Below are 10,724 nucleotides of genomic sequence, written 5' to 3' on the forward strand. Positions count from 1 at the left end.
GGCTGGACTGCCGCAGTCTTTGCGGGACGCCGCTGCCGCCGCTGCCGCCTCGAAGAAGCAGCCGGTGGGCAGTTACGTCATCCTCAACACGCGCTCGTCGGTCGACCCGTTCCTGACTTACTCGGACCGCCGCGACCTGCGCGAGAAGGTCTGGCGCATGTTCGTCAACCGCGGCGACAACGGCGACAAGAACGACAACAACTCGATCATCACCGAGATCCTCCAACTGCGCGCCGAGCGCGCCAAGCTCCTCGGCTACCCGACGCACGCCCACTGGCGCCTGGAGAACGCGATGGCGAAGACGCCGGAGCGCGCCCTGGAGTTGATGGAGGCGGTCTGGAAGCCGGCGGTCGCGCGCGTCCGGCAGGAGGTCGCCGACATGCAGGCGCTCGCCGACAAGGAGGGCGCGCGGATCAAGATCGAGCCGTGGGATTATCGCTACTACGCCGAGAAGGTGCGCCAGGCCCGCTACGACCTCGACCAGAACGAACTCAAGCAGTACCTCCAGCTCGACAAGCTGCGCGAGGGGATGTTCTGGGTGGCGGGCGAGCTCTTCGGGTTCGCCTTCCGGCCGGTGGCGAACGTGCCGGTGTACCATCCGGACGTGACCGTCTACGAGGTGACGGACCGCGCCTCCGGCCGCCACATCGGCCTCTGGTACTTCGATCCGTACGCCCGCGCCGGCAAGCGCTCGGGCGCGTGGATGAACGCGTACCGCAACCAGGAGCGCTACGCCGGCGAGATCACCACCATCGTCTCCAACAACTCCAACTTCGTGAAGGGGCAGCCCGGCGAGCCCGTCCTGATCTCCTGGGACGACGCCACCACGCTCTTCCACGAGTTCGGGCACGCGCTGCACGGGCTGTCGTCCAACGTGAACTACCCGTCGCTTTCGGGCACGTCGGTGGCGCGCGACTACGTGGAGTTCCCCTCGCAGCTGCTGGAGCACTGGCTGACCACGCCGCAGGTGCTTCAGCGCTTCGCGGTGCACTACCAGACGGGCGAGCCCATTCCGCAGCAGCTGGTACACCGCATCAAGCGCGCGGCCACCTTCAACCAGGGCTTCGCCACGGTGGAGTACCTGGCCAGCGCGCTGATCGACATGAAGCTTCACCTGGCCGGCACCGCCGACATCGACCCCCGCGCCTTCGAGCGCGAAACGCTGGCGCAGATGGGAATGCCGCGCGAGATCGTGATGCGGCACCGGACGCCGCAGTTCGGGCACGTGTTCGCGGGCGACGGCTACTCGGCGGGCTACTACAGCTACCTGTGGTCCGACGTGATCACCGCCGACGCGGCCGAGGCGTTCCTGGAAGCGCCGGGCGGCCTGTACGATCCGGGGGTGGCGCGCCGCCTTCGCGAGAACATCTTCTCCATCGGCAACACCATCGACCCGGCGGAGGGCTATCGCCGGTTCCGCGGGCGCGACCCGGCCGTGGAGGCGCTGATGCGCAAGCGAGGCTTCGCGCCGCCCGCCGGCAGCCACTGACGCCGGCTGACGGGAGATGAGAATGGCCGGCCATCGCGACATGGCCGGCCTTTCTTGTTTCACGCAGAGGCGCAGAGAAAAGGGAGAGGACGCAGAGAGAACCGTCAGCTCCTCTGCGTCCTCTCTGTCATCTCTGCGTCCTCTGCGTGAAACTGTTGTTCAAAGGCGGCGAGGCGCGAAGATTTCCTTGCGCATCACCAGCTTGCGGCGGCATCGTGGACGGATGCTGCCGTCACTACCCTCCCTAAAATCATCTCCCATGCGCGCACTCGTCCTGCTGCTCGTTCTGCTCGGCACCTCCGCATGCGCCAGCCTGCAGGCAGGCTCCGGCCGGCCGGAGGGCACGTACAAGTTCGTGGACCTGGACGGCACGCCGCCACCCGTGGAATCCGAGCCCGGCGTGTTCCTGCACGCCTCGACCATCACCCTGGACGAAACGGGGGAGTTCACCCTCACGCTGGCCACGTCCACCGGCGCCCCCGACGCACCCTGGGCCGCGCACGCGATCACCGGGCGCTACACGGTGGACGGGGAAACGCTCCGCCTGATCGTGAGCGGGGACGAGGAGGGAGTGTCGATCCTGTCGGGCACCTTCGCGCGCGGCGAGCTGCGGCTGCGGAACCCGGACGACGATCCACGGGTCGCCCGCTTCGTCCGGCGGTGAACGACGTCCAAGCCTGTAGTCTCAGCGAGGAAAGGCCGCTTCCGCTCGACAGGGTGTAAGCTCCTGTCCACCAAGGCTTTGCCCCCTTTGGGCCTGCTTCTTGCGCCCGTGCGGCCCGACCAAGGATCGTCCGCAGCAAGCGCAGGGAGAACGGCCGTGTCGGTGACCGATCAGAACGAAACCATCCTGGTGGTGGACGACAACCGCGACAACGTCGAGATCCTGCGCGCCTTCCTGGAGTCGCGCGGGTTCACGGTCGCGGAGGCGCGGGACGGCCGCTCGGCGCTGGCCTGCCTCGACGAGGTGAGGCCCGCGCTGGTGCTGCTGGACGTGATGATGCCGGGAATGGATGGCTGGGAAGTGTGCCGCGTCATCAAGGCGCACCCCACCCACGGAAGCATGAAAGTAATCATGGTGACCGCCAAGGGCGCGTTCGAAGACAAGTTCGAGGGGCTGCGCTCCGGCGCCGACGACTACGTGGTGAAGCCGGTGGACTTCAAGGACCTGCTGGAGAGGGTGAACCGCAACCTTGCGGCCAGGGGCGGCAAGGCGTGAGGCTCCTGGGATTTGCGGATGACGAGACGCTCCGCGCCGCGGTAGAAGGCGCCGCGCGGGCGCTGGAAGCCGAGCTCACCCTGCTGTCGCCCGCCGAGGGCGGTTCGTCCGTGCGCGACGACCGCTTCTACGACGCCCTGCGCACCCATCCCGACGCCGCCGTCGTGCAGTTCCGGCGGGCGCTGCTGGACCGCGCACGCGAGGAGTCGCAGACGCGGGGCATCGCGCTGGTGGCCGCCTGCCGCAACGACGCCGAGGCCCGGCTGGCGGTGCGCGCGGGGGTGGAGGAGTGGCTGATCCTTCCGGCCACGGCCGAAGAAGTCGCCGCGCGCGTGTCGAGCGCGCTGGAGCGCCTGCGCACGCGCGCAGCCCCCGGCGCCACCCACGAGCGCGCCGAGCACCTGCGCTACGAAGAACTCCTGTACGACCGCTTCACCGGCTTTCCCACCCTGCCGGTGATGATCGAGCGCGGCCGCGAGATGCTGGAGCGCTGCGGCCGGCTGACCATTCTGTACATCGAGTTCGTCCGCTACTCCAAGCTCGAGGAAATCTACGGCTGGGAAAAGCTGGACGAGGTGCTGCAGAGCACCGCCTCGGCCGTGCGCGACTTCTACGAGCAATACGACGCGGTCGACGGCGTGGTGATGGTGTCGCACGCGGCGGACGACGACTTCATCTTCTTTTCCGAGCTTCCCGGTGCGCTGGACGACGCCGAGCGGCGCATCAACGAGATGGCGCACGCGCTCGAGGAGCACGTGCGCACGCGGCTGGACACGGAGCAGGGCGAGGACGTGGCGGGGCTGTTCGAGATCTACGTCGGCTCCACGACCATCTTCCGCAACCCGAAGCTGCGCACCGAGCGCATCATCTACCGCGGCATCCGCGAGGCGGCGCAAGCAGCCCGCAGCGTCGAAAGCCGCGAGCGCGCGCGCAAGGTGACGGACCTGAAGACCACGCTCCGCGAGGGCGCGGTCTACATCGTCTACCATCCCATCGTCGTCACCGAAACGCGCGAGGTGTACGGCTTCGAGGCCCTGGCCCGCGGCACGCACCGCGCGCTGCGCTCGCCCGAGGTGATGTTCGGGGTGGCCGAGGAAGCCAACCTCATCTGGGAGCTTTCGCGCCTGTGCCGCCGGCGCGCCATCGAGGGGATGGACGCGCACCTGAACGAGAACCAGCTCCTGTTCCTGAACATCGATCCGCACGATTTCCGCGACCCCACCTTCCGCTACCTGGACCTGGACGAGCTGGGCGTGGAGCACCCCGAGCGCATCGTGCTGGAGATCACGGAGCGCACGGCGATCACCGACTATCCCACCTTCCAGGGATACCTGAAGGAGTTCCGTGACCGGGGCTTCCGCTTCGCCGTGGACGACGCGGGGAGCGGCTACGCGGGGCTGGGGAGCATCGCCAACCTCGAGCCAGACTTCATCAAGCTCGACATCTCGCTGATCAGCGGCATCGATGCCAACTTCATGAAGCAGAACCTCGTGGAGACCATGGTGTCGTTCGCCAACGACCACGGCATCAAGGTGATCGCCGAGGGGGTGGAGCGCGAGGAGGAGTACGAGACGGTGAAGCGCCTGGGCGTGCACTTTACGCAGGGCTTCCTGTTCCACACGGCCGGCCACGGTGGCGTTCCGCTGATGACGACCACCTGAGGCGCTCGGGGCCAGAAAAGGCAGGGTATCACGCGGAGGCGCGGAGGACGCGGAGAACAGCGGAGGCTACCCGCTTTTCCTCCGCGTTCTCCGCGCCTCCGCGTGAGCCAAAGTTCGTCAGGGTGAGACGATTTCGGCTTCCGTGACGATGGCCTGCATCCGCGCGTCCCACGGATCGTGCGGGACCGCGGGGAACTCCTGGATGGAGAAGAACAGGCCGCAGCGAAAGCCCCGCCACTCCGGATCGGCCAGCAGGCGGTCGTAGTAGCCGGCGCCGCGGCCCAGCCGATTGCCGGCGCGGTCCCATGCGAGGCCTGGGATCAGCGCCGCATCCACGGCCGCCACCTCGTGCGCCGGGCACGTATCCGCGTTGGGCTCACGGATGCCGTAGCGTCCGGGGCGCAGGCGGTCCAGCGCGTCGACGACGTGCAGCGAGAGCCGCCGGTCCTCCAGGCAGCGGGGATAGACGAGCGTGATCCCGCGCCGTGCCGCTTCCCGCGCAATCGCATCCGTCCCCACCTCACCCGGCATGGACGCATAGAGCATCAGCACGCGCGCCCCGGCCACCTGCGGCACCTCCCACACGCGCCGAGCGATCTCCGCCTCCGCTGCCGCGCGCTCGTCCACGGAGAGCGCCCGCAAGCGCCCGCGCACCTCCCGCCGAACGTCGTCCTTGGTCACCGCGCCCCCTCCGCCAGCGCGACGGCCACCGAAGCCGCCACGGCCGCGTTGTTCAGTAGCAGCCCGACGTTCGCCTCCAGCGAGCGCCCGCCCGTCGCCTCGGCTACCGCGCGGAGCAGGAACGGCGTAACCTCCTTGCCTCGGATCCCCGCCGCGCGCGCGCCCTCCAGCGCCTGGGCGATGGCACCATCCACCTCGTCGGCCGCCAGCGCATGCGCTTCCGGCGGAGGGACGCAGAGCAACATGGCGCCGGGGAGCCCCAGGTCGCGGTGCGCGCGCCAGAGGGCGGCCGCCTGCGCCGCGTCGTCCACGCGCACATCGACGGGAATGCCGCTGCGGGGCGAGTAGAACGCGGGCAGCTCGTTCGTCCCGTATCCCACGAGCAGCACGCCAGCCGTTTCCAGCGCCTCACGGGTGGCGGGCAGGTCGAGCACCGACTTGGCCCCCGCGCACACCACCAGCATGGGCGTGCGGCCCAACTCGGTGATGTCGGCGGAAACGTCGCGGTCCTCGCCCCGGTGCACTCCGCCGATGCCGCCGGTGGCGAACACCTGCACCCCCGCCCGGTGCGCCAGCCACATCGTAGCCGCCACCGTCGTCGCGCCATCGCTCCCCCGTGCGACGGGCACCGGCAGGTCGCGCGTAGATAGCTTCAGCACGCCGTCCGCCATCGCCATCCGCTCCACCTCGTCGCGCGACAGGCCCACGCGCGGCACGCCCCCCAGCACGCCGACCGTGGCGGGAACCGCGCCCGCATCGCGGACGCGCTGCTCCATCCCCAGCCCCACCTGCAGGTTCCGGGGCCTGGGCAGCCCGTGGGCGAGCACGGTGCTCTCCAGCGCCACCACGGCCCTCCCGGCGCCAAGCGCCTCTGCCACCTCGTCGGACGTGCGGATCATCGCGTGCTCGTGCTGGGGATGCGGGATCACGCAAGCAAACTAGCGATCTAGCCGTCCCGCGGCACGACCCCCGAACCAGCACGCAACCCTGTCATCCTGAGGCCAAGCCACGCCGCACCCGCACGCACACGCCGCCACGCGGGCCAAAGGATCTAGCCGGAGGCACGAACAAGCCAGGGCGCGGCAGCGGTCACGGCAGACGAAGCCTCGCCCGCCATGGGGCCCTCACCCAGCCGCGCTGGGGCGACTGAAGTCGCGGCAACAACGGCCCAAAGTCCGCCTTCGCGGACTGCACGCGCAGCCGAGTGCGCGACGCCAGTCGAAGCGCGGTTCAGGTCTCCCCCTCCCCTGCGCAGCGGGGGACGGGGGCCGGGGGGAGGGGGCTCCATCAGCATGCGACGGACCCTGTCGAAGCGCGTTCGAAGTTCTCCTCTCTCCCGCGCTGTTTGCGGGGGAGAGGCCAGGAGAGGGGGCTGCCGCGGCACGAACCGAGACGCAGCCCCATCCGGCGCGAAGTTCCCCCCTCTCCCGGCGCAGTTTGCCGGGGGACGGGGCCGGGGGAGGGGCCAGCCGCGGCATGCGCCATCACCAAACGACCCACAAACAAACCCACCCACGCCTGATGTCTACAAGCCTCGCACAAGGTCCACGTCTTGCACCGGTACGCCGCTCCAACTGGCCAATGAACCGAGGAGATAGCCAATGAATCACGTAGATCTGACCGGCCTGCGGGTGGCGGTGCTCGCCGCCGACGGCTTTGAGCAGGTAGAGCTCACCAGCCCGGTCGAGGCCCTTGAGGCGCACGGCGCCGAGGTGGAGATCGTGTCGGTGCACCGTGGCCGAATCCGCGGGATGAACCACATGTATCCGGGCAAGAAGGTGTCGGTGGACCGCACCCTCAAGACCGCCGACGCCGAGGACTACGATGCCGTCCTCCTTCCCGGCGGCCTCGCCAACCCCGACACCCTGCGGCAGGACGAGCGCGCGCTGGACTTCATCCGCGCCGCCGACCAGGCGGGCAAGCCCATCGCCATGATCTGCCATGCGCCCTGGCTGCTGATCTCCGCCGGGCTGATGGTGCGCCGCAACCTGACGTCGTGGCCGGGCATCCGCGACGACGTGCGCAACGCGGGCGGCTCGTGGAGCGACCTGCCTGTCGTCCGTGACCGCAACTGGGTATCCAGCCGCGGGCCGCACGACCTGCCGCAGTTCAACCGCGCCATGCTGGAGCTGTTCGCGGAACGAGCCACCGTGGCGCCGCCCCACCCGGCCGAGCACCGCCAGGAGCGCGGCGGCCTTCCCATCGGGCGGCTGCTGCTGGGCGGGCTCGCGGCGGCGGGTATCGCCTGGTATCTCAACCAGCGCAACGAGGAGCACGCGGTGGAGTACGTGGAGGTGGTGGACCTGACGCCCGACGCCGACGCCACCATCGAGGACCGCTACTACCCCGAAGACGACGACGACGAGAGCGCAGGCGACTTCGCGGGCGGCATGCCGTACCGTGAGGGGATCGAGTATACGTCCCCGCGCGCGGGCGGTGCGACGGCGGGAGCAGCCGGCGGGAGTGTCGGGCTGTCCGGCGCTGGCAGCCGAACGAGCGACGCCGGCCTGGGCTACCTCGGCGGCAGCGAGGACCCGACGCTGGCCGACGGGCTGGGCCACGGCACCGGCGGAGCGGGCACCACCCTGCGGCCGCCGTCTGTCTGAAGCGGATCGCGGGATTACGGGCGGGGGTGGCCGGCATGGCCGCCCCCGCTTTCGCATCCGTCCAGTTCCCCACGCCCACCGAGGCGCGTAGCTTACGCGCATGCCGATCGCCGAATCCCTCTACACGCTCGCTCTCCACGCCACGCGTCCGCTGCTTCCGCTTGCATCGCGTGGGAGCGGCAAGCTGGCGCGCAGCATCCGCGGCCGTGCGGGCGTGCTGGATCGCATGGAGGCGTGGGCGCGCGAGCACCGGGACCCGGCGCGCCCGCTCGCGTGGTTCCATGCGCCCAGCGTGGGCGAGGGGTTGCAGGCCCGCGCCGTCATCGAGCGGTTCCGCGTGCTGCGTCCCGACGCGCAGGTGGCCTACACCTTCTTTTCCGCCTCCGCCGAGCGGTTCGCCGTCTCCGTAGACGCCGACTTCGCCGACTACCTGCCGCTCGACCTGCGCCGCGATGTCGTCACGGCGGTGGATGCACTGCAACCCGACGTGCTCGCCTTCTCCAAGACGGACGTCTGGCCGGTTCTCACCCGCGAGGCGAAGGCGCGCGGCGTACGCCTGGCGATGCTCAGTGGCACGCTGCCGGAAAACTCCAGCCGCCTGCGGGGCCCCGCGCGGGCACTGCTCGCCCCCGCATACGCGCGGCTGGACGTGGTCGCCGCCATCGCCCAAGCTGACGCGGACCGTTTCGGGCTGCTGGGGGTGCCGGCGGAGCGGCGGCGGGTGATGGGAGACGCGCGCTTCGACCAGGTTTGGGCGCGGGCGCAGTCAGCGGACCAGAACTCGGCGCTGCTCCGCCCCTTTCGCGAATTCGACGGAGTGACGCTCGTGGCAGGCTCCACCTGGCCGCCGGACGAGGAGCGGCTCGTCCCGACAGTTGCGGCTATCCGCAAGTCCGGCCGGCGGGTGCGGCTGATCCTGGCCCCCCACGAGCCGACGCCCGCACACCTGGCGCGCACCCGCGATCTCCTGCATCAGCACGGCATCGGCACCGTCCGGCTGCTCTCCGAGGTGGAAGCTGGCGCCGATGCGGGAGAAACCGTGCTGGTGGACCGCGTGGGTGTGCTGGGCGACCTGTACGCGCTGGCCGACGTAGCCTACGTGGGCGGCGGATGGGGGACAGCGGGGCTGCACTCGGTGCTGGAACCGGCCGCGTTCGGAGCGCCGGTCCTCTTCGGCCCGCGGCATTCGAACGCGCGCGAGGCGGCGGAACTGATCACGGCCGGAGGAGCCCTGTCCCTGCGCGACGAAGCGGTGGCCACCGCCCTGCTCCCCCTGATCCGGGACGAAAAGGCCCGAACCCGCGCGGGACAGGCGGCACGCGCGTACGTCGAACAAAACCTCGGCGCCGCCGAACGAGGTGCCGCGATCATCGACGGGCTCCTCGCCCGCCCCGCGGACGGCTGACGATCGGATTCGGAGCGAGAGCCCATGCTGCCGGTGCATGCTCAGGCAGCCCCCTCCCCCCGGCCCCCCCGGCCCCCATCCCCCGCTGCGCAGGGGAGGGGGAGACCTGAACCGCGTTCCGGCTGGCCTAGCGCACTCGACCGCGCGTGCAGTCCGCGAAGGCGGACTTTGGGCCGTTGTTGCCGCGAATTCATTGATAGCGTAGCGTTGTCTTGACATGAGGTCAAAAAAGAAGCATGAGGCACCGAACCCATCACGCGAGAAGGGAGGCGCCTCATGCATCTGCTGGAAACCAGTATCCAGCTGAACCTCAATGTAGGCTTTTCGGATGTTCGGATCAACGACGTCGCGGCAGCACTGCCGGCACTCGGGCGGAGCCTGGCGTGCCAGGCGGCTGCCGAGATGCTTCACCGCACACAGGCCGAGCACCTGGAGCGCGTGTTTCGAGGAGATGCCGAGATCGTGTGCCACGGCTGCGGAGTCGTGCATGAAAGCGCGCAGAACCTGGTGAGGCGGGGAAGTCGCGGTCGGCGGCTGCGCACCAGCAGTGGAGACATCGCGTTTCGGCTCCTGCAGGTCACGTGTCGTGATTGCGGCAAGACGTGGAGCCCGTACGCGGAACTGCTCGGCCTGGCGCCACGGCAGCGCATCGCCGAAGAACTGGAGCGGAAGCTCGTCGAGGCGGTCACGAACCTCTCCTACGCGAAGACCTCGCGACTTGGAGCGGCGTGGATGGGCAGCGGGCTCTCGCCGCGGACACTGCACCGATGCGTGCAGGCGCGCGGCAGGAAGGTTCAGTTCACGCCCGCGTCCGAGTGCAAGGTGGTGCTCGCCGATGGCACCAAGGTGCCGGCGGGACGGAGGCTGTTCGGGACGGACGTGCGGGTCTCGTTCCAGATTCTGGGGCGCAGCAAGGAGCACGGCCGCAGCGTGATTCAGAAGCGGATCGCGGGGTGGTCGATCGGGGCGTTGGGCTGGTCGCAGGCTCTGCCTCCGGGGATCGCGTCGGAGGTGATCGTGACGGATCGCGAGTCCGGGATTCCGGAGGTGATCGCGGCGCAGCATCCCGGGGTGCGGCACCAGATCTGTGAATGGCATCTCGGCCACACGATGAACCACCTGATGGCCCTCGATCATGTGCCGGTCGCAGAGCGGCGAGGGCTCGTGGCGGAGTTGAACGCGATCGTCTGGGACTCGCGTCGAGGCGGGAGAGAGCGGCTCCGCGCCTTCTGCAAGCGCCTCGTCCAGAGCGCCCGCGCAAAGGCGATGCTGCTGGATTCAGTTTCCAGGGTCCTGTACCCGAAGCGCTCGTCCGAGCGAACCACGAGCCCGGCGGAGCGGGAGATGCGGGAGATCAACCGCAGGACGGATGTCGGCGTGCAGTGGTCGGTCTCGGGAGTGAACCACATGCTGAAGCTGCGGCACGCGATGCGGCTCAACCCCGATGACTTCGAACGCATCTGGACACCTGTACGCCCTGTGCAGTTCACGGTGGTGCCTCCGGCCTGATGTCAACACAAGGCCTTGCTATCAATTCATTCGCCCGTGCAAGCCGAGGCTTCGGGTTTCAGTGTAGTCGCCTCGGCTGGATCCATCCTCGTTCCCATGTGTTGCCGTGACCCGTCCGTCCAAGATCGTCTGCGTCGGCCGCAACTACCTGGAA

9 protein-coding genes are annotated in these 10,724 nt (G+C 69.4%); 7 read left to right on the plus strand and 2 right to left on the minus strand.

Going from position 1 to position 10,724, the window contains the following annotated elements:
* The 4 genes from VIB55_RS10370 to VIB55_RS10385 all read left to right on the plus strand — a co-directional run.
* Positions 1–1,489, plus strand: a 1,489-nt coding sequence (locus VIB55_RS10370) for a M3 family metallopeptidase (RefSeq protein ID WP_331876587.1), incomplete at its 5' end; no start/stop codon positions are given.
* A gap of 259 nt (positions 1,490–1,748) precedes the next feature.
* The gene (locus VIB55_RS10375) at positions 1,749–2,153 is read left to right on the plus strand and encodes a hypothetical protein (protein ID WP_331876588.1); all 405 of its coding nucleotides are present in this window, start codon (positions 1,749–1,751) and stop codon (positions 2,151–2,153) included.
* A 156-nt stretch (positions 2,154–2,309) separates the two neighbouring features.
* Positions 2,310–2,708: a response regulator gene (locus VIB55_RS10380; protein ID WP_331072401.1), complete on the plus strand. Its 399-nt coding sequence runs from the start codon at positions 2,310–2,312 to the stop codon at positions 2,706–2,708.
* A complete protein-coding gene (locus tag VIB55_RS10385) occupies positions 2,705–4,369 on the plus strand; it encodes an EAL domain-containing protein (RefSeq protein ID WP_331876589.1) in 1,665 nt (554 codons plus the stop codon). The genes VIB55_RS10380 and VIB55_RS10385 overlap by 4 nt, the downstream gene beginning before the upstream one ends.
* Positions 4,370–4,486: 117 nt before the next feature.
* Here the strand turns inward: VIB55_RS10385 and VIB55_RS10390 are convergent, their stop codons facing one another.
* Together VIB55_RS10390 and VIB55_RS10395 are read right to left on the minus strand one after the other, a co-directional pair.
* Positions 4,487–5,050 carry a 5-formyltetrahydrofolate cyclo-ligase gene (locus tag VIB55_RS10390; protein ID WP_331876590.1) on the minus strand — a complete coding sequence of 188 codons (564 nt, stop codon included), beginning with the start codon at positions 5,048–5,050 and terminating at the stop codon, positions 4,487–4,489.
* Complete coding sequence (locus VIB55_RS10395) at positions 5,047–5,949, minus strand: pseudouridine-5'-phosphate glycosidase (protein ID WP_331876591.1); 903 nt, start codon at positions 5,947–5,949, stop codon at positions 5,047–5,049. Before VIB55_RS10395 ends, VIB55_RS10390 begins: the two co-directional genes overlap by 4 nt.
* Before the next feature lie 702 nt (positions 5,950–6,651).
* On the opposite strand from VIB55_RS10395, the gene VIB55_RS25650 reads away from it, so the two are divergent.
* The 3 genes from VIB55_RS25650 (at position 6,652) to VIB55_RS10410 (ending at position 10,570) form a co-directional block, all read left to right on the plus strand.
* Positions 6,652–7,656, plus strand: a complete 1,005-nt coding sequence (locus VIB55_RS25650) for a type 1 glutamine amidotransferase domain-containing protein (RefSeq protein WP_331876592.1) — start codon at positions 6,652–6,654, stop codon at positions 7,654–7,656.
* A gap of 100 nt (positions 7,657–7,756) precedes the next feature.
* Positions 7,757–9,061 carry a 3-deoxy-D-manno-octulosonic acid transferase gene (locus tag VIB55_RS10405; RefSeq protein WP_331876593.1) on the plus strand — a complete coding sequence of 435 codons (1,305 nt, stop codon included), beginning with the start codon at positions 7,757–7,759 and terminating at the stop codon, positions 9,059–9,061.
* 276 nt (positions 9,062–9,337) lie between these two features.
* On the plus strand, positions 9,338–10,570 hold the full coding sequence (locus tag VIB55_RS10410) for an ISH6 family transposase (protein WP_331876594.1): 1,233 nt from the start codon (positions 9,338–9,340) through the stop codon (positions 10,568–10,570).
* Positions 10,571–10,724: the final 154 nt, after the last annotated feature.

It is taken from the genome of Longimicrobium sp., assembly GCF_036554565.1.
Classification (GTDB): Bacteria; Gemmatimonadota; Gemmatimonadetes; order Longimicrobiales; family Longimicrobiaceae; genus Longimicrobium.

Excerpts from the sequence above, each read along its gene's own strand:
- VIB55_RS10395 (WP_331876591.1), bottom strand. The coding sequence starts at position 5,949 with ATGATCCGCACGTCCGACGAGGTGGCAGAGGCGCTTGGCGCCGGGAGG.
- VIB55_RS10375 (WP_331876588.1), top strand. The coding sequence starts at position 1,749 with ATGCGCGCACTCGTCCTGCTGCTCGTTCTGCTCGGCACCTCCGCATGC.
- VIB55_RS10410 (WP_331876594.1), top strand. The coding sequence starts at position 9,338 with ATGCATCTGCTGGAAACCAGTATCCAGCTGAACCTCAATGTAGGCTTT.
- VIB55_RS25650 (WP_331876592.1), top strand. The coding sequence starts at position 6,652 with ATGAATCACGTAGATCTGACCGGCCTGCGGGTGGCGGTGCTCGCCGCC.
- VIB55_RS10405 (WP_331876593.1), top strand. The coding sequence starts at position 7,757 with ATGCCGATCGCCGAATCCCTCTACACGCTCGCTCTCCACGCCACGCGT.